Source organism: Methylobacterium sp. 1973 (assembly GCF_040545035.1).
GTDB classification, from domain to species: Bacteria; Pseudomonadota; Alphaproteobacteria; order Rhizobiales; family Beijerinckiaceae; genus Methylobacterium; species Methylobacterium fujisawaense.
Genome location: NZ_JBEPLA010000007.1, coordinates 117734 through 134551, shown reverse-complemented (window position 1 = coordinate 134551; position 16818 = coordinate 117734). Strand labels below are relative to the sequence as shown.

15 protein-coding genes and 1 tRNA gene are annotated in these 16818 nt (G+C 72.0%); 5 read left to right on the top strand and 11 right to left on the bottom strand.

What is annotated here, in order from left to right; translation table 11 throughout:
- The 4 genes from ABIC70_RS15470 to ABIC70_RS15455 all read right to left on the bottom strand — a co-directional run bounded on the left by ABIC70_RS15470 (position 1) and on the right by ABIC70_RS15455 (position 4593).
- Positions 1-420 carry a hypothetical protein gene (locus ABIC70_RS15470; protein WP_043346832.1) on the bottom strand — a complete coding sequence of 140 codons (420 nt, stop codon included), beginning with the start codon at positions 418-420 and terminating at the stop codon, positions 1-3.
- Between the two features lie 129 nt (positions 421-549).
- A complete protein-coding gene (locus ABIC70_RS15465) occupies positions 550-1068 on the bottom strand; it encodes an Hsp20/alpha crystallin family protein (RefSeq protein WP_354440029.1) in 519 nt (172 codons plus the stop codon).
- 121 nt (positions 1069-1189) lie between these two features.
- Entirely contained in the window at positions 1190-1672 is a 483-nt protein-coding gene (locus ABIC70_RS15460; RefSeq protein ID WP_354440028.1) for an Hsp20 family protein, read from the bottom strand.
- Positions 1673-1926: 254 nt separating this feature from the next.
- Positions 1927-4593 carry a DNA translocase FtsK gene (locus tag ABIC70_RS15455; protein WP_043346824.1) on the bottom strand — a complete coding sequence of 889 codons (2667 nt, stop codon included), beginning with the start codon at positions 4591-4593 and terminating at the stop codon, positions 1927-1929.
- Between the two features lie 168 nt (positions 4594-4761).
- Between ABIC70_RS15455 and mtnA the strand changes: the two genes are divergently transcribed.
- Positions 4762-5865: an S-methyl-5-thioribose-1-phosphate isomerase gene (mtnA, locus tag ABIC70_RS15450; protein ID WP_354440027.1), complete on the top strand. Its 1104-nt coding sequence runs from the start codon at positions 4762-4764 to the stop codon at positions 5863-5865.
- A 6-nt stretch (positions 5866-5871) separates the two neighbouring features.
- On the opposite strand, the gene ABIC70_RS15445 is transcribed toward mtnA, so the two are convergent.
- The 4 genes from ABIC70_RS15445 to pth form a co-directional block, all read right to left on the bottom strand.
- Positions 5872-6915: an aldo/keto reductase gene (locus tag ABIC70_RS15445; RefSeq protein ID WP_354440026.1), complete on the bottom strand. Its 1044-nt coding sequence runs from the start codon at positions 6913-6915 to the stop codon at positions 5872-5874.
- A 58-nt stretch (positions 6916-6973) separates the two neighbouring features.
- Positions 6974-7963: a MaoC/PaaZ C-terminal domain-containing protein gene (locus ABIC70_RS15440; protein ID WP_043387838.1), complete on the bottom strand. Its 990-nt coding sequence runs from the start codon at positions 7961-7963 to the stop codon at positions 6974-6976.
- 169 nt (positions 7964-8132) lie between these two features.
- Positions 8133-9230: a redox-regulated ATPase YchF gene (gene ychF / locus ABIC70_RS15435; RefSeq protein WP_043355673.1), complete on the bottom strand. Its 1098-nt coding sequence runs from the start codon at positions 9228-9230 to the stop codon at positions 8133-8135.
- Positions 9231-9461: 231 nt separating this feature from the next.
- Positions 9462-10070 (bottom strand): aminoacyl-tRNA hydrolase, encoded by a 609-nt coding sequence (pth, locus tag ABIC70_RS15430; protein WP_043387837.1) that lies wholly within the window; start codon positions 10068-10070, stop codon positions 9462-9464.
- Positions 10071-10372: 302 nt separating this feature from the next.
- On the opposite strand from pth, the gene ABIC70_RS15425 reads away from it, so the two are divergent.
- Positions 10373-10603, top strand: coding sequence for a hypothetical protein (locus ABIC70_RS15425; RefSeq protein WP_043387836.1), 231 nt, complete (start codon positions 10373-10375; stop codon positions 10601-10603).
- A gap of 72 nt (positions 10604-10675) precedes the next feature.
- Here the strand turns inward: ABIC70_RS15425 and ABIC70_RS15420 are convergent, their stop codons facing one another.
- Positions 10676-12901 carry an FUSC family protein gene (locus ABIC70_RS15420; RefSeq protein WP_502916023.1) on the bottom strand — a complete coding sequence of 742 codons (2226 nt, stop codon included), beginning with the start codon at positions 12899-12901 and terminating at the stop codon, positions 10676-10678.
- 175 nt (positions 12902-13076) lie between these two features.
- Here ABIC70_RS15420 and ABIC70_RS15415 point away from each other — a divergent pair.
- Together ABIC70_RS15415 and ABIC70_RS15410 are read left to right on the top strand one after the other, a co-directional pair.
- Positions 13077-13153, top strand: a tRNA-Arg gene (locus tag ABIC70_RS15415).
- A gap of 325 nt (positions 13154-13478) precedes the next feature.
- Positions 13479-13766 (top strand): DUF8829 domain-containing protein, encoded by a 288-nt coding sequence (locus tag ABIC70_RS15410; protein WP_043351475.1) that lies wholly within the window; start codon positions 13479-13481, stop codon positions 13764-13766.
- 186 nt (positions 13767-13952) lie between these two features.
- Here the strand turns inward: ABIC70_RS15410 and ABIC70_RS15405 are convergent, their stop codons facing one another.
- Positions 13953-14672: a helix-turn-helix transcriptional regulator gene (locus ABIC70_RS15405; protein WP_354440025.1), complete on the bottom strand. Its 720-nt coding sequence runs from the start codon at positions 14670-14672 to the stop codon at positions 13953-13955.
- Positions 14673-14766: 94 nt separating this feature from the next.
- Here ABIC70_RS15405 and ABIC70_RS15400 point away from each other — a divergent pair, with 94 nt between their 5' ends.
- Positions 14767-15378: a glutathione S-transferase family protein gene (locus ABIC70_RS15400; RefSeq protein ID WP_043759496.1), complete on the top strand. Its 612-nt coding sequence runs from the start codon at positions 14767-14769 to the stop codon at positions 15376-15378.
- A 1127-nt stretch (positions 15379-16505) separates the two neighbouring features.
- On the opposite strand, the gene ABIC70_RS15395 is transcribed toward ABIC70_RS15400, so the two are convergent.
- A complete protein-coding gene (locus tag ABIC70_RS15395; RefSeq protein WP_085987713.1) occupies positions 16506-16667 on the bottom strand; it encodes a YqaE/Pmp3 family membrane protein in 162 nt (53 codons plus the stop codon).
- Positions 16668-16818 lie beyond the last annotated feature (151 nt).

Below are 16818 nucleotides of genomic sequence, written 5' to 3'. Positions count from 1 at the left end.
TCAGTTCAGCTGAGGCTCGCGCCCGGTCGGACCGCGCCGCCAGCGGCGGGTGAACGCCGCGGGGAAGAGCGGCTTGGGCGGCGCCGGCGAGACGGGCGGGGCCGAACCCTCGTCGAGCGCCTGGAGCGCGTCCAGGATCGCGTCGAGCGGCACGGGCTCGGCCCGGCAACCGGGCAAGCAGCGCAGCGCCGGACAGGACTCGACCGCCCGTGCGTCGGAGGCCCAGGAGGCCAGGATCGCCCGCTTCTCGGCGTGCGACAGGCCCGGATAGCGCAGCACCTCTCGGGGATGCCGGAAGACGTCGCCCGGCGCCACGAAGGCGTCGAACGGCTCGACCGCCTGCGGTCTCAGGGTGGCGGCCGCCACCGGACCGAGGCGCTCGATCTCGGGATGGATGGACGTCGTATCGATCGGCTGCATGCAACCCTCCTCGTCGTGAGCAAAGGCAGGGGCAGCCGGCACGTTGGTCGGGACGCACCGGCGGCCGCATCATGCGTTCAGGTCTGCGGCCGCCGGGGCGGCCGCAGGCAAGGTCGATCCAAAGCCGGCTCAGTGCTTGGCGGCCGGCGCGCCGGTAGCGTTGATCGCGATGCGCCGACGACGTTCCGGCGCCTCGGCGGCCCGCGGCAGCGTCACGGTGAGCACGCCGTTGCGGAACGTCGCCTCGGCCTTGTCCTCCTCCACCGGCACGGGGAGGGCGATCGACCGCTCGAAACGGCCGTAGCTGCGCTCGGAATAGCCGCGCACCCTGTCGGTGGTCTCGGCACGCTTCTCGCCCTTCAAGGTCAGGACACCGTCCGCGATGAGGAGTTCGACGTCCTTCTCGTCGAGGCCGGGAAGCTCGGCGGAGACGCGCAGCGCCCCGTCCGCCTCCACCAGCTCGACCCGCGGCCAGCCGATGCCGCGGCTCGCGAGGCTGGGCACGCCGCCGAACCCGCTGAACACGTCGTCGAACAGGCGGTTCATCTCCCGGTGCAGCGTCAGGAACGGGCTGGCCGGCTCCTGCGACAGGGCGGTGGGCGCCGGGGCCGTGCTGCGGCTCCAGGGAATCAGATCTCTCACGCTCATGGTCCATTCTCCAGCGCATGCGATGCAGTCGTGGGAACAGGCCCGCGGCGGGTCCGCGGACCCGTGAGGGATGTCATGCGTGTCGGCACGGGGTGCCCGGACGCGCGGCCCGGGCCGCCGATCAGGCTGCCTTGGCGTCGCGGGCGATCTGAGCCGGGGCGTTGTCCTGGCCGGACGCGGCCGTCGTGCCACCGATGGCGATGCGGCGGGGCTTGAGCGCCTCCGGCACCTCGCGCTTCAGCGCGACGGTGAGCAGGCCGTTCTCCAGGGACGCGCCCACGACCGTCACGTGCTCGGCCAGATTGAAGGTCTGGCGGAAGGTGCGCGCCGCGATGCCGCGGTGGAGGTAGTGTCTCTCGCCCTCCTGGGCGGCCTTCTGACCGGACACCAGGAGCGTGGTGTCCTGCTGGTTCAGCTCGATCTCCTCGGGCGTGAAGCCCGCCACCGCCATGGTGATGCGATACTGGTCCTCGGCGACCTTCTCGATGTTGTAGGGCGGCCAAGCGGCCGAAGGCTCGACGCGCTCAGCCTGATTGAGCAGCTCGAACAGGCGGTCGAACCCAATGGACGACCGGAACAGGGGCGAAACGTCGTAAGTCCTCATAACCACATCCTCCGACGAGCAACGTGACTACAAGCGACGCCGGACACCGTGTCCGGCGCCCTCACCGCGAGCCCGTTTCCGGGCCTCGCACGCGCGTAACGTGCCGGGTGAGGGCGGGTTCCAGGCCGAGCGAAAATTTTTGACCGCAGCGCTGCGAGCTGTCGAACCGGGCATTCCGGCCCCAAGAGATCAGGATGAGGCCGGGGACTGGGACGGGCGCCGGACCGGAACCGGCGGCACCGGCGCCCGCACGCTCAGCCGACCGCCTCCTCCACCAGGATCTCGCGCTTGCCGGCATGGTTGGCCGGACCGACGATGCCCTCGATCTCCATCCGCTCCATGAGCGAGGCGGCGCGGTTGTAGCCGATCTGCAGGCGGCGCTGGATGTAGCTCGTCGACGCCTTCTGGTCGCGCAGCACCACCTGCACGGCCTGATCGTAGAGATCGCCGCCGGCCTCGCCGAAGGAGCCCTGGTCGAATACGGCGCCGTCGAGTTCGAGTTCCGCCGCGCCGGCCTTCCCCTTCCCGGCCCGTTCGCCGCCCTTCTCGGGCGCGCCCTCCTCGTCATCCGCCGTGACGGCGTCGAGGTAGCTGGGGCGGCCCTGGCGCTTGAGATGCGCCACGACGGTCTCGACCTCGCTGTCCGAGCAGAACGGCCCGTGCACCCGGGTCGTGCGCCCGCCGCCGGCCATGAACAGCATGTCGCCCTGGCCCAGAAGCTGCTCGGCGCCCATCTCGCCCAGGATCGTGCGCGAGTCGATCTTGCTCGTCACCTGGAAGCTGATCCGGGTCGGGAAGTTCGCCTTGATCGTCCCGGTGATCACGTCCACCGAAGGCCGCTGCGTCGCCATGATCAGGTGGATGCCCGCCGCCCGCGCCATCTGCGCCAGACGCTGGATCGCCCCCTCGATGTCCTTGCCGGCCACCATCATCAGGTCGGCCATCTCGTCGACAACGATCACGATGTACGGCAGCGGCGCCAGGTCCATCGCCTCGTCCTCGTAGACCGCCTCGCCAGTGTGGCGGTCGAAGCCGGTCTGCACGGTCCGGGTCAGCACCTCGCCGCGCGCCGCCGCCTCGGCGACCCGGGCGTTGTAGCCGTCGATGTTCCGGACGGCGATCTTGGCCATCTTCTTGTAGCGCTCCTCCATCTCGCGCACGGCCCATTTGAGGGCGATGACCGCCTTCTTGGGGTCGGTGACCACGGGGGAGAGCAGGTGCGGGATGCCGTCGTAGACCGACAGCTCCAGCATCTTCGGATCGACCATGATCAGCCGGCACTCCTCCGGCTTCAGCCGGTAGAGCAGCGACAGGATCATGGTGTTGATCGCCACCGACTTGCCCGAGCCGGTGGTGCCGGCCACCAGCAGGTGCGGCATGCGCGCGAGGTCGGCGATGATCGGCTCGCCGCCGATGTTCTTGCCCAGGCACAGGGCCAGCTTGTGCTTGCTCTCGGCGAAATCCGTGGAGGCCAGGAGCTCGCGCAGATACACCGTCTCGCGCTTGGCGTTCGGCAGTTCGATGCCGATGGCGTTGCGGCCGGGCACCACCGCGACGCGGGCCGAGACCGCCGACATCGACCGGGCGATGTCGTCGGCGAGCGCGATGACGCGGCTGGACTTGGTGCCCGGTGCCGGCTCCAGCTCGTAGAGGGTGACGACCGGGCCCGGCCGCACCGCCAGGATGTCGCCGCGCACGCCGAAATCGCCCAGCGTCGCCTCGAGGAGCGTGGCGTTCTGCTCCAGGGCGTCCGCCGAGATCAGGCTCGCCTGGGACGGGCCGCGGGGGGCGGCCAGCAGGTCGAGGGCGGGCAGGGCGTAATCCTCCGGGCGGACGGGCGGCGCGGGCGCGCGGCGCGCCGGCACCGGCGCGGCCGGGGGCGGAGCGACCCGGGAGGCGGTGGGTTCGGAGCGCGGCGGGACCGGGCTCTGCGGCGCCTCGAACGCCTCCAGCTCGTCCTCCGCATCGACCTGCGGCGCCGCGATTCGGCGGGCGGTCGTGGCCGGGGGGCCGTCCTCGGGCGCCTCGAAGACCGGCTCGCGCCGACCCGGCCCCGGCGCCCGTCCCTCGGGCAGGTGGTCGGCCCAGGGCAGATCCGCATCCGTGAAGGCGCGCCGGGCCGCGAGGGCCGGCGAGGCACTGTCGATCGGCTCGGCCCGGCCGGCGCGCCATGCCGCGATCCGGTCCGCCGCGGCGACGCGCAGGCCCATCAGCCCCTGCGCCAGGGCGCCGACACCCACGAGGCCGAGGCTCGGCTCGTCGGAATCCTCGCGCTCGTCGCGGGCCGATTCCCGGCCGCGCGCCGGGGCGCGGCGGACGGGATAGGGGTCGTCGTGCAGGCTTTCCTCCTCGACGGCGCCGAAGCGGCAGGCACCGGTCAGGCTGAGGATCGCCACCGCCGCGTAGCCGAAGCCGACGAGATGGGCCGCCGCGGACGAGACCGCCCCGACGATCACCCGCGCCATCGACAGCAGGCCGTCGCCGGCCACGCCGCCGAGGCCGGTGGGCAGCGGCCAGCGGGTCGTCGGCGGGAGCGCGCTCGCCACCGCACTGGCGGCGCAGAAGCCGATGATCCAGAGCGCGATGCGCAGGCCGCCCTCGGGCAGGTTGCGCTCGCGCATCAGCCGGATGCCCCAGAGGACCGGCGGCAGCACGAAGGCCAGGGAGCCCAGGCCCAGGATCTGCATGGCGAGATCGGCCACGACGGCGCCCGGCTGGCCGAGGACGTTGTGGGCGGCGTGGTCGGTGGCGTGGTTGAGGCTCGGGTCGTCGATCGACCACGTGGCCAGGGCCACGGTCAGCGCGACCGCGCCGGTGAAGAGCACGAAACCGCCGAGTTCCGTCAGGCGCTTGCCCAGGAAGGGGCGAACGCTGTCGACGAAAGTCTCGTAGGGCGATGCGGGACGGCGAAGCGAGCGCATGCGGGACCGGACGCAAGACGGGGACTTACGCCCGAGGCTAGGCATGACCGCCTTAACGACCCGCTAAGGTTGAGGAAGGCTCACCGGCGCCCGGCCGGGCCTCCTCGGGCCGTCGCGATCCCGCCCGGGAGGATGCAAAAGCCGCCCCGCTGTGGCACAGGAGCGGCCATGAATATCGACGGCCAGCCCTACCGCACGATCTTCCCGGACCCGGACGGCGTCAGCGTCCAGGTGATCGACCAGACCCGCCTGCCCTTCGCGTTCGAGCTGAAGCGCCTCGCCACTCTGGAGGACGCCGCGGTGGCGATCCGCACGATGATCGTGCGGGGCGCGCCCCTGATCGGCGTCACGGCCGCCTACGGGCTGGCGCTGGCCATGCGGGCGGATGCCTCCCACGACGGGATCGACCGGGCGGTGGCGACGCTCGCGGCGACACGTCCGACCGCCATCAACCTGCGCTGGGCGCTGGATCGGGTCTCCACCAACCTGCGGCAGGTTGCGCCGGACGAGCGCTTCGCCCGCGCCTTCGCGGAGGCCGGCCGCATCGCCGAGGAGGACGTGGCGAGCTGCCGCGCCATCGGCGCCCATGGCAGCCAGGTGATCGCCGACCTGCACAGGACCAAGGGCGGCGACAGACCGGTCACCGTGCTGACCCACTGCAATGCCGGCTGGCTCGCCACGGTGGATTGGGGCACGGCGCTGGCGCCGATCTACGCCGCCCACGAGCGGGGGGTGCCGGTGCATGTCCTGGTCGACGAGACCCGGCCGCGCAGCCAGGGTGCCGCGCTCACGGCCTTCGAGCTGAACGGCCACGGCGTGCCGCACACGGTCATCGCCGACAATGCCGGCGGCCACCTCATGCAGCACGGCGGCGTCGACCTGTGCATCGTCGGCTCGGACCGGACCACGGCGAGCGGCGACGTCTGCAACAAGATCGGCACCTACCTGAAGGCGCTGGCGGCCCACGACAACGGCGTGCCGTTCTACGCCGCCCTGCCGTTCTCGACCATCGACTGGACCCTCGACGACGGGGTCAAGGAGATCCCGATCGAGGAGCGCGACGGGCGCGAGGTCACCCACATGACCGGGCGGCTCGCCGATGGCGGCTTCGCCACGATCGAGGTGGTCTCCCCCGGCAGTCCCGTGGCGAATCCCGCCTTCGACGTGACCCCGGCCCGGCTGGTGACCGGCATCATCACCGAGCGCGGCATCTGCGAGGCCAGCGCCGAGGGGTTGTACGGGCTCTATCCGGAGCGCCGGAAGGCGGCGTGAGCCGCCTCACCGCACCCCGGGCCGGCCCGATTCCGCGAGCTGCTGCGCCCGGGCGCCCTGGCGCTCGAACATCCAGCCCGGATATTCCGGCGGCAGGGCGCTCACCGCATCGAGGGCGTCGAGTTCCGCGTCGCTGAGGCTGAGTTCGGTCGCCGCGATGTTGTCCTCCAGCTGGTCGAGGCGCTTGGCACCGACGATCACGCTGGTCACCGCCTTGCGGTGCAGCAGCCAGGCCAGCGCCACCTGGGCCACCGAGACGGCGCGGGCCTCCGCCACCTGCCGCATGGCGTCGATGCAGGCGTCGGCCCGGGGGCGGTCGACCGGCGGGAAGTCGAAGCTCGCGCGCCGGCCCTCCCCCGCGCCGCCGGCATACTTGCCGCTGAGCAGGCCGCCGGCCAGCGGGCTCCAGACCAGGAGGCCGAGCCCCTCCGAGCGCAGCATCGGGACGATCTCCCGCTCCAGGTCGCGACCCGCGATGGAGTAATAGGCCTGCAGGGTCTCGAAGCGGGCGAGCCCCGCCCGCGCGCTGATCCCCAGCGCCTTCACGATCTGCCACGCCGCCCAGTTCGAGACGCCGACGTAGCGGACGTGGCCGTGCTGGACGAGGATGTCGAGGGCGCGCACCTGCTCCTCGATCGGCGTCGCCGGGTCGAAGCCGTGGACCTGATAGAGGTCGATGTGGTCGAGCTGGAGCCGCTTGAGGCTCGCCTTGCAGGCGTCGATCAGGTGCAGGCGCGAGGCGCCCTTGGCGTTCGCGCCCGGCCCCATCGGCCCGTAGCCCTTGGTGGCGACGACGACGCTGTCGCGCGGGACCTTGAGGTCGCGCAGGGCCTGGCCGGTGATCTGCTCCGAGAGCCCCTCCGCGTAGACGTCGGCCGTGTCGATGAAGTTGATCCCGGCATCGAGCGCCCGTCCGACGAGGCGCCCGGCCTCCGTCTGGTCGAGGGCGCCGATCTGGCGCCACATCCCGGCCCCGCCGCCGAAGGTCATGGTGCCGAGGCAGAGTTCCGAGACGAACAGCCCCGTGCTGCCGAGCTTCTTCTGATACATGCCTGCCTGATCCCGTCCGTGTCTGGGGTGTCAACGCGCGGGAGCGGGCCCGGTGCGCTCAGGGCTCCCAGCGGTGGAACACCGCGCTGTCGAAGGCGAAGACCGGCTCGCCGCGCTGGTTCACCCCGGTGTTGCGGGCGAAGGCCAGGCCCCAGCCGGGCCGCGAGGCCGAGGCGCGCTTGTCGGTGAGCTTGGCGCTGAACCGGACCGTGTCGCCCGCGTAGACGGGCTTCAGCCAGCGCAGGTTCTTGAACCCGGGGGAGGGGCCCGCCTCCGGGACCGGGCCGCGGGTGGCCGTGTAGGCGGCGTCGCGGGCGCGGGTCGTGAGCATCCGGTTCATGTAGGCGGCGGCCGTGTGCCAGCCGGAGGCGCAGAGGCCGCCGAAATGGCTGCGCTTGGCCGCCGCGTGGTCGAGGTGGAAGGCCTGTGGATCGTAGGCCTCGGCGAACGCGATGATCGCCTCGGCGGTGAACGGATAGGCGCCCAGCTCCCGCACGGCGCCGATCTCGGCATCCCGCAGGAACGGCAGGATCTCGGCATCCTCCGGCTCGGCGACCGGTCCCGGCACGCCGATCTCCACCGGCCGCGGGGGCAGGGGATCGGTGCCGCGGCGGGCCAGCATGAAGGTGAAGCGCTGGGTCAGCACCGTCTCGCCGCGCGGGTTGCCGAGGGCGACTTCGGCGGTCACGAAACCGAGCCCGGGCTTGGAGGCCGAATCGCGCAGCCCCACCACCCGGAAGGTCAGCGTCAGCGCGTCCCCCGGCAGGACCGGCGCGAGCCAGCGCAGCTCGTCGATCCCCGGCGCGCCGAGCGACGAGCCGCCCTTGAACGGTCCCTGCTGGAGCAGCCGCATGCCCAAAGCCGCCGTGTGCCAGCCCGAGCCGATCAGCCGGCCCGCGAAGGTCCCTTCCGCCGCCGCCTCGTCGAGGTGGAAGGGCTGGAAGTCGAAGGCCTGCGCGAAGCCCACGATGGCGTCGCGGGTGACGGTGAGCGGCGCGCCGACGATCACGTCGCCGACGGCGAAATCCTCGAGGGCGGGATCGGGCATGGCGGGCTCGTCTGGTTGATCGGTGGGGCGGGCGATCGGGATCGCCGTCTTTGCGAGCGGGAGCGAAGCAATCCAGGAGCGCCACGCTCACCGATGTCGCGCTGCCCTGGATCGCTTCGCTCCGCTCGCAAAGACGCAGCGCCGCCCAGGGCTGAGCGCGACCCGAGCCTCAGTTGGCGAAGCGGAAGTGCAGCACGTCGCCGTCCTGCACCACGTACTCCTTGCCCTCCAGCCGCAGCTTGCCGGCGTCCCGGGCCCCGGATTCACCGTTGAGCGCCGTGTAGTCCTTGAACGCGATGGTCTCGGCCCGGATGAAGCCCTTCTCGAAATCCGAGTGGATCACCCCGGCCGCCCCGGGGGCGCGGGTGCCCTTGGTGATCGTCCAGGCGCGGGCCTCCTTGGGGCCCACCGTGAAGTAGGTGACGAGGCCGAGCAGGTCGTAGCCGGCGCGGATCACCCGGTTGAGGCCGGGCTCGGCGAGCCCCACCGCCTCCAGGAACTCCGCCTGGTCGGCCTCGGGCATCACGGCGATCTCGCTCTCGATCTTGGCCGAGACCACCACCGCCACGGCGCCCTCCGCCTTGGCGCGGGCGAAGACCGCGTCCGAATAGGCGTTGCCCTTGTCGGCGTCGGGCTCATCGACGTTGCAGACGTAGAGGACAGGCTTGGCGGTCATCAGGCCGAGGGACTGGAACAGCTTCTCCTCGTCGGGCTTGCGCTCCACCAGCCGCGCCGGCTTGCCCTCGCGCAGGAGCGGCAGCGCCCGGTTGACGAGGTCGAGGCTCTCCTTGGCCTCCTTGTCGGCCCCCTTGGCCTTCTTCTCCAGGGCGACGGCGCGGCGCTCCAGGCTGTCGAGGTCGGCGAGCATCAGCTCGGTCTCGATCGTCTCGATGTCGGCGGCCGGATCGACCTTGCCCTCCACGTGGGTGACGTCGCCGTCCGTGAAGCAGCGGACCACGTGGGCGATGGCGTCGACCTCGCGGATGTTGGCCAGGAACTGGTTGCCCAGGCCCTCGCCCTTGGAGGCGCCGCGCACGAGGCCGGCGATGTCCACGAAGGTCAGGCGCGTCGGGATCTTCTCCTTCGACGAGGCGATGCGGGCGAGGTCATCGAGCCGCGGATCGGGCACCGCCACCTCGCCGACATTCGGCTCGATGGTGCAGAACGGGTAGTTCGCCGCCTGGGCGGCCGCCGTCTGCGTCAGCGCGTTGAAGAGGGTCGACTTGCCGACGTTCGGCAGGCCGACGATGCCGCATTTGAAGCCCATGGGTCAGTTCCGTCGCAGCACGTCGTCGGGCGACGCGCGAAAAAGGGTTGCGGAGAGTCAGGCCCGCGAACACGGCACCGTGCGCCCTGTCCTCGGTCGAGCACGCGCGGCACCGGCGAGCCGGGCCTCAGCCACCGGGAGGCAATCGAACCGCCGACAGCCGGGCTTGTGGCGCACGGCCTTCATCGGACCCTCTCGCCCGCCCCGATATCCCGTCCCCGCGGGGGCGTGTCAATTTCGGGCGCCCAGCGTCTTCACCTCGTCCCAGCCGCGGCCGGCCATGGCGAGGTGGACCTTGTTCTGGAAGCTCGCATCCTCGCCGGCGGCGAGCAGGGCGGCGTGGTCGGCCACGGCCCGGCAGAGATCGTCCACCCAGGGCAGCTCGGCCTTGCCGAAATCGTTGAGCACGTAGGCATGCACCAGCGCCTTGTCGCCGGGATGGCCGATGCCGAGCCGCACCCGGCGATAGTCGTTGCCGCATTGGGCGGTGATCGAGCGCAGGCCGTTATGGCCGGCATTGCCGCCGCCGAGCTTCACCCGCAGCTTGGCGGGGGCGAGGTCGAGCTCGTCGTGCAGCACGATCACGTCGGACAGCGGAATCTTGTAGAAGCGCTGCGCCTCCGAGACGGCGCGGCCGGACTCGTTCATGAAGGTCGAGGGCTTCAGGAGGATCGCCCGCTCTGGGCCCAGCACCGCCTCGGCGGCCTCGCCCTGGAAGCGGTGGCGGAACGGGCTCGCCCGGTGCTGGCGGGCGATCGCGTCGACGGCGAGGAAGCCGATATTGTGCCGGTTGCCCGCATAGCGTGCGCCCGGGTTTCCGAGGCCGACGATCAACTTCATGTCAGAGGGTTCCGCGGGACTCCGTTCGGCGCGGTCTGTGGCACGCTTCCGCGCGGGACGCACCCCCGCGCCGGGTCCGGCCAGACCGGAGCGATGGGCCGGCCTCCGGGCCCGGTTCGTCTCCGTCGTGCGCCAGCGCACGGCCTCGGCCGAACCCGAAGCAGAGTATCCCCGTTGAGAGGTCACATTCGGCCAAGCAAAGCCCGAGTGATCAAGACCGCCGACCCGACGATCTTCCTCACGCGACACGGTTGACCGGATGACTTCCCGCTGAAGTCGTACGAAGACACCAGGAGATCATCATGACCGTCCGCATGCTCGCTGCCGCCGCCCTGGTCGCCGCGGTCGCCACGCCCGCCCTCGCGCAGGGCCTGGATTCGAAGCACTCGCCCTACCCGGCCTCGGCCTATTCGGGCTGGGTCGGCAACGGCGCCGTCCTGCATCGGGACGCCGCCGGTCCGGCGCGGGCGGCCGCCTACCGCTACAGCGGTCCGCATGCCGGTGGCCCGGCCAACGCCCTGCCGCGGTTCTGACGGGCGAACGGGCCCGCGGGCTCCGCGGGCCCCGATAACCGGCGGTGATCGGGGCACCGGACCGGCGGACCCTCAGGTGTGAGGGACGGGCCGGTCGGCAAGGCCGGTGGCGCCGTTTGCCGGACCCGGCACCGCGCCGACGGCCGCCGTCCCAGCCCGGATCTCTCCAGGGCGGAGGGTTCCCACCAGAAGATCGACCTGGCTGACGAGACGCACGAGCGATTGCCCGCGATCCAGCGCCGGCCGCTCGGGCACGGGCCTGTCCGCGCCCAGGGCCGCCAGGGTTGCGGTGATCCAGGCCCGCCAGGGCTCGGCCTCGGGGGCGGCCGCCTCCGGGGCGTGCCGCAGGACGATGAGCCGGGCGCTGATCCGGCGCAGGGTCGCGTCGGCCACCAGGGCGGATTCCACCTCCGGGTGGCTGCCGGCCCGGGGCTGCTGCAGGGCGCGGGAGAGCGCCGCCTCCAGATCGTTGAGGGCGAGGCCGGCCTCGCGGCTCTGCGCCGCGATCGCGGTCTCGCGGCCCTCGCCGGGCGGCGCGCGGAGCACCGCCTCGGCGAGACCGGCCTGGGCCTTGAGCGCCCGGCGCAGTTCCTGCCGGACCTGATCGGGCTCCCAGATCGGCCACAGCACCAGGCAGCTCGCCACCGCGATCACGCCGCCCAGCACCGTGAAGCCGCCCCGCATGGCGACGATCTCCCAGGAGCTGTGGCCGGGCTCCAGCAGCTCGACCAGCAGCACCACGAGGGGGGTCAGGCAGGTGACGAAGAAGCCGTAGGAGATCTGGCGCGCCGCGAAGCCGACGATGCTGAGCACGAGGATCAGCCCGGCCTCCGCCAGGGGGCTCGTGGCGTAGTAGGCGAGCACGGCGCCCACGAGGCCGCCCAGCACCGTGCCGCCGATCCGCTCCAGCGCCCGCTGCCACGTCGCCGCGTAGAAGGGCTGCATGGTGAGCACCACGGTCATCACCAGCCAGTGCGTGAAGGCGCCCGCATAGGTCAGGGTGGCGGCGAGCGCCGGGGCCGCGACCGCGCTCGCCCGCAGGGCGTGCCGGAGATTGGGCGAGGCCAGGGTGAAGTTCTGACGCAGCGGCCCGACATAGCGGGTCCAGCGGTCGAGGCTGCCGCCCTCCGTGAGCGTGCCGCCGGGGCGATAGCCCTCCGGGGTCGACAGCTTGGCGCCGATCCGCACGCGCCCGACGATCCGTTCGGCGAGGCGGGCGAGGGTCGGATCCTCCGACAGCCCCTCGGCCACGCGGGCGATGGAGTGTTCCAGACGGTCGAGGTCGAGGTTGACGTCGTCGCGGATCGCCCGGGCGATGGTCACCAGCAGGGGGCGCAGGCGCCGCAGGAAGACCTTGGCGAGGGCCCGGCGGCGGGCATCGGGACGGCTGTCGATCAGCTCGCCGACGGCGATCAGCGCGGAAAAGATCTGCTCGGCGCTCTCCAGGCGCAGCAGGGCCTGGGCAGTGCGGTCCGAGACGCGCTCGCGGGAGCGGGCGAGGTCGAGGATCATGGTCCGGGCGGTCTCGATGCTCGCCCGCACGCCCCGCCGGTGGCCCCGCGCGTGGCCGTCGAAGGCGGCCGTATCGGGTTCCGGCAGGACGACGAGCCGCTCGAGGTCGCCGCAGAGCCGGGCGAGGTTGTGCCAGACCTCCGCCACCGCCCGGTGGGCCGGCCGGTACGGGTGCAGCCGCCAGATCACCAGGGCCAGGAACGTCGCCCAGAGACCGCCGGCCGCGAACATCAGCGCGGTGACGGCCGCCTGCTCCGGGGTCAGGGGCCGGTCGAGGGCGATGCACAGCACCACCACGAGCACGTTGCCGGCCGACTGGGCCTGAACGCTCCAGACGCGGGCGTACGAGCAAGCGAAGATCAGCGCGCAGGCGACCGGGACGACCACCGGCAGGCCGAGGGGCTGGATCAAGCCGAGTCCGGCCCAGAGCAGGCCGCCCAGGACCGAGAAGGCGGTGAGGACCCGCAGGCGGGCGCGCATCGGGCCGCCGTTGTCGCAGAAGCAGGCGAGGTTGGCGGCGAGCGCCATCGTCAGCAGCGGCGCCCACTGGATCCAGATGTTGAGGAGGATGACGACGCCGAACGCGAAGGCGGCGCGCACGCCCTCCACGAGCCGGACGTTCCGGAGGTCGAGGCCCGTCGGCAGGCGCCGCAGGTCCGAGCCGGGCCGGTTCAGGCTGCCCCGACCCGCGGCGTTCCACCGGCGCCGGGCCGGCCCAGGGGGCGAAGCTGTGGGACTCGGCGCGGGCAACCTCGGTCTCCGGACGGGGGGGCGGTGCCCCGGCATGAACCGCGCCCCGGCCTGTCCGGATCCGCAGCGCCGCGCAACCCCAATCCGGATCCGCGGCACGATCCAGACGTCCACATCGTCACCGCCGATGTGAACCCGGGGGCGGCGGACGTCTTCGTCTCGCGCTTGACCCCCGGGCGAGCCCGTGGCTTCTGGGGCCGCTTGGCATCCTGACTCCGTAGCTCAGCTGGATAGAGCAGCCGCCTTCTAAGCGGCAGGTCGTAGGTTCGAGCCCTACCGGGGTCGCCAGCAACTTGCCCGCTGCGGGGATGACGGAGCGGGTTTCACGATGCCGCAGCGTCCTCCTCCGCGTTCACGGCGCCGACGCGACCGCGACGCCGCGGAACTCACCGCCATCCGAGCAGCACGACGAAGCCGGAAAACGTGAGGGCGGAGGCCATGAGGGCGAACGGGACGATATCCATGAGGGCCGCGTAGCGGCGAGCCGCAGGCTCGGCCATCGGGCGTTCGGCCGCTGCGGCACGATCACCGCCGCTCCGGCCATCCTGGTTCGAACCGAAGAGCGCTCTGGACCGTTGATGGCCGTTCAGCGTGACCGTTCGAAGAGCCTCCCATGGACCGCCCCCGCCGCGTCGGCCTGCCCTGGTACGCTCCGGAGCGCTACGCGGAGTTGCGCGCGCGCTTGGCGGATGGCGCCAAGCTGCCGCCCGACTATGAGACGTGGCGCGTCGCCACCGAACAAATGGAACGCGAGGTGCAGCGCAGCGGCGTAGAGGTCGTGCGCGTGCCGATCGAGCCGGAGATCTTCGCCGCGTGGTGCGAGCGGGCCGGGCTTCAGAGAGATGCGGCGGCGCGCGCCCGATACGCCGCCGCGGCACTGGCGGCCGACTGGGCGATCTGAAGAGCGCGGCGGCGTCCCAAGGGCGATCCGTCGCGCCGCCCCCGGGCGGCGCGGGCGCAGTTCGGCCAGCGCGTGACAGCCGGGCGGGCGACGGGGGCGATCGCGGCGCGACCCGGATCGCGTTCGGAACGCCAGGGGGCGCCCGCCCTCGACGGCGGGTGGCCGCAAGCCGGGATCCCGACGCCTTCACGTCACGACCTGCGTCGGCGCGTGCGGACCCACCGGCCGGCCCGACAGGCTCCGCTTCCACCGGGCGCGCAGGACGGCGGGCCGGAGGCCGTGCCGCTCCTCCAGGAAGTCGGGGTCCGTGATCCGGTCGGTGCGGAAGTGCCGGAATTCCCCGCGCAGCTCGCACCAGCCGGCCAGCATCCGTGCCTGATCGAAGAACCCGACGATCACCGGCCAGATCACGCGCCGGCTCGGATCGCCGCGCGCATCGCGGTAGTCGATGCGGATCTTGCGGCCCTCGCGGATCCAGGCCCGGGTCCGCGCGACATCGATCCCGTCCGCGGTCTGCGTGAAAGCCGGCGGCGTACCGATCGAGGGATCGGCGATGAACGGATGCAGGCGCTCGGGCACGACGGCGGTGATCTTGGCGATGAGATCGCGCGCCGCCCTGGCGAGGACCGGCTCGCCCCGGCCCGCAACCCATTGCGCGCCGAGAACCGCCGCCTCGATCTCGTCGGGTGTCAGCATCAGCGGCGGCATGTCGAAGGTCTCGCCCAGCACGTAGCCGAGCCCGGCCTCGCCCAGGATCGGCACGCGCTGGCCGACGAGATCGGCCACGTCCCGATAGACCGTGCGGGCGGACACCTCCAGCTCCCGGGCGATCTCGGCGGCGGTCACCGGGCGCGGCGCACGCCGCAGGATCTGGATGATCTGAAACAGCCTGTCGGCGCGGCGCATCACTCGACTCCTGCTGACAGGATGCTGTCAGCAGGGTGGTCCTACAAGCCTCCCGTCGCGGCCATCCCGCCCGCCGTGACGAAGGAACCGCGCCATGATCACCCTGTATCACGCCCCGCAATCGCGATCCTCACGCATGATCTGGCTGCTGGAGGAGCTGGGCGTTCCCTACGCCATCGAGCCGGTCTCGATCTTCCGGCCGATGACGGGGGAGGGCGTGCCGGATGCCGCCAACCCGCATCCCGACAAACGCGTCCCGGCCCTCCTGCACAACGGCGTGCTGGTCGCGGAGTCCCTGGCCATCGTGCTCCATCTGGCGGAGCACTTCCCCGAAGCGGGGCTGGCGCCGGCGATCGGCGACCCCGATCGCGGCGCATACCTGACTTGGCTGGCTTGGTACGTGGCAGAGTTCGAGCCTGCCCTGTTCGCCGGCATGGCGGGCGAGCTCCCGGGATCGCCGCAGAAGCGGCGCGCCCACGAGGCGGTGGTTCGCCGCCTCGAAACCGCCCTGGCGCGCGGCCCCTACGCGATGGGTGAGAGGTTTTCCGGCGCCGACATCCTCATCGCCAGCGCGCTGGGCTTCGGTCGCGCCGCGTTCCCGGCCAGCGAGGCCTTCGAGGCCTATCTGGAGCGCTGCCGGGCGCGACCGGCCGCCCTCCGCGGTGCGGCGCGGGACGGTGCCTCCGGTCCGCAGCAGGGTGCCTAGGGCGCCCTCCGCCGAAGCGGATGCCGGTTCTGTGGAGGGGCCCACGCCAGAAGGACGGACCGAGCCCGCACCGCGCCGGCGTGCAGCGCGGTGCGGGCTCGGCCGGCCATTGCCGCGCAGACGATGTGCGGGGGCGCCCTCTACCGCGGGTGTTTCAGGACACGCCGGACCTGAATGCTTGAGCTTACATCAGGATCACACCGCGAACGCCGCCGCACATCTGATGGAGATGACGATGACCTGGACGAACCGCATCACGATCGCCGCCACCCTGATCGCGGGCGCGATCGCGCTGGTCACCTACGCGCAAGCTCTGAGCCTCCCCGCGCATTTCGCATAGGACGGACCGGCAGGACGGCCGACCGCCGCATCCCGGCCCGCGCCGGGGCACGCTCAGCCGTGTCGCTGAACCTGCGCCGAACGGTTCCGCAATGCAACGTGACGCATCGCACCGCACGCGCCCGGCCGATCCGGCATCATCGTTGCAGTTGGTTTTCCCGGGCCTTTGAAGGCCCGCCGCGTGATGAAAGGAGTGCACGACATGGTTCTGAAGGGCTTTTCCTACGCGATGATCGGCGCTTTCCTGGGCGGCCTCGCGATGACGGTGACCGGCTCGGCCGGCGTCCTGATGGGCTTCTGAGCGACGGAGACTGGCAGCCCGCGAGGCTGCCCTGGCGACGGTCTTCGCGGGCGGCGGGGTTCTTGCCCCGCCGTCTTCGCGTTCGGGGACCGGGCAGATCGCGGCACCGCCGCGCAAGCCGCGAACGCAACCCACTTCCAGTCGACGGCCGGCCAGCGGGATCCGGTGGCGCGTGACGGCCGGGCGCAGTGCGCCGCGCCCGATCGACGGTGAGGCGAACCGGAATCCCGCCGGCATGCGGGATCGAGCCCGACATTCCTTTACCGTGCGAAGCGGATCGCCGGTTCGAGACTGCCGGGCTCGGGACGCCGCCGGCCGCCTCGGCCGGTCTCCCGAGGCTCGGGCCGGCCGCTGGAGCCGATTCGGAGCATCAGGCCGGTCACGTCCCTCGGTGGGATCGCTCGGATCGATCCTTCCGCGACGGTGCGGCCTCCGTCGATCTTCGGGCGTAAGGCGGGCCGGTCCGCGACCGGCCCGGCGCTGTCCGTCAGGCCGCCTCCCTCCGGGTCACGACCAGGGCCCAGATCGTCGCCGGGATCCATCCGATGATCGTCAGGTGGAGGATGATGCAGAGGATACCCTGAAGCACCTTTCCGCGCAGGAACATGGCGAGCCATGGCGCGAGAAAGCAGATGAGGATCATGATCATGGGGGTGACGTGTCTCCGGGTTCGTGAGCGAACACGGAAAGCGCCGGCTGGTTCCTGGGGGCCGGGCCTCCGCCGCGACACGCATCGGATCGAGGTCCCGGATCGAGGCTCCGGGGCGCAGGGCGGATGCCGGTTCGGCGCAGGAGGGCTT

Bases quoted from the DNA above. Each gene is read 5' to 3' on its own strand.
- ABIC70_RS15470 (WP_043346832.1), bottom strand. From the start codon at position 420: ATGCAGCCGATCGATACGACGTCCATCCATCCCGAGATCGAGCGCCTC.
- ABIC70_RS15465 (WP_354440029.1), bottom strand. From the start codon at position 1,068: ATGAGCGTGAGAGATCTGATTCCCTGGAGCCGCAGCACGGCCCCGGCG.
- ABIC70_RS15460 (WP_354440028.1), bottom strand. From the start codon at position 1,672: ATGAGGACTTACGACGTTTCGCCCCTGTTCCGGTCGTCCATTGGGTTC.
- ABIC70_RS15455 (WP_043346824.1), bottom strand. From the start codon at position 4,593: ATGCGCTCGCTTCGCCGTCCCGCATCGCCCTACGAGACTTTCGTCGAC.
- mtnA (WP_354440027.1), top strand. From the start codon at position 4,762: ATGAATATCGACGGCCAGCCCTACCGCACGATCTTCCCGGACCCGGAC.
- ABIC70_RS15445 (WP_354440026.1), bottom strand. From the start codon at position 6,915: ATGTATCAGAAGAAGCTCGGCAGCACGGGGCTGTTCGTCTCGGAACTC.
- ABIC70_RS15440 (WP_043387838.1), bottom strand. From the start codon at position 7,963: ATGCCCGATCCCGCCCTCGAGGATTTCGCCGTCGGCGACGTGATCGTC.
- ychF (WP_043355673.1), bottom strand. From the start codon at position 9,230: ATGGGCTTCAAATGCGGCATCGTCGGCCTGCCGAACGTCGGCAAGTCG.
- pth (WP_043387837.1), bottom strand. From the start codon at position 10,070: ATGAAGTTGATCGTCGGCCTCGGAAACCCGGGCGCACGCTATGCGGGC.
- ABIC70_RS15425 (WP_043387836.1), top strand. From the start codon at position 10,373: ATGACCGTCCGCATGCTCGCTGCCGCCGCCCTGGTCGCCGCGGTCGCC.
- ABIC70_RS15420 (WP_502916023.1), bottom strand. From the start codon at position 12,901: ATGCCGGGGCACCGCCCCCCCGTCCGGAGACCGAGGTTGCCCGCGCCG.
- ABIC70_RS15410 (WP_043351475.1), top strand. From the start codon at position 13,479: ATGGACCGCCCCCGCCGCGTCGGCCTGCCCTGGTACGCTCCGGAGCGC.
- ABIC70_RS15405 (WP_354440025.1), bottom strand. From the start codon at position 14,672: ATGCGCCGCGCCGACAGGCTGTTTCAGATCATCCAGATCCTGCGGCGT.
- ABIC70_RS15400 (WP_043759496.1), top strand. From the start codon at position 14,767: ATGATCACCCTGTATCACGCCCCGCAATCGCGATCCTCACGCATGATC.
- ABIC70_RS15395 (WP_085987713.1), bottom strand. From the start codon at position 16,667: ATGATCATGATCCTCATCTGCTTTCTCGCGCCATGGCTCGCCATGTTC.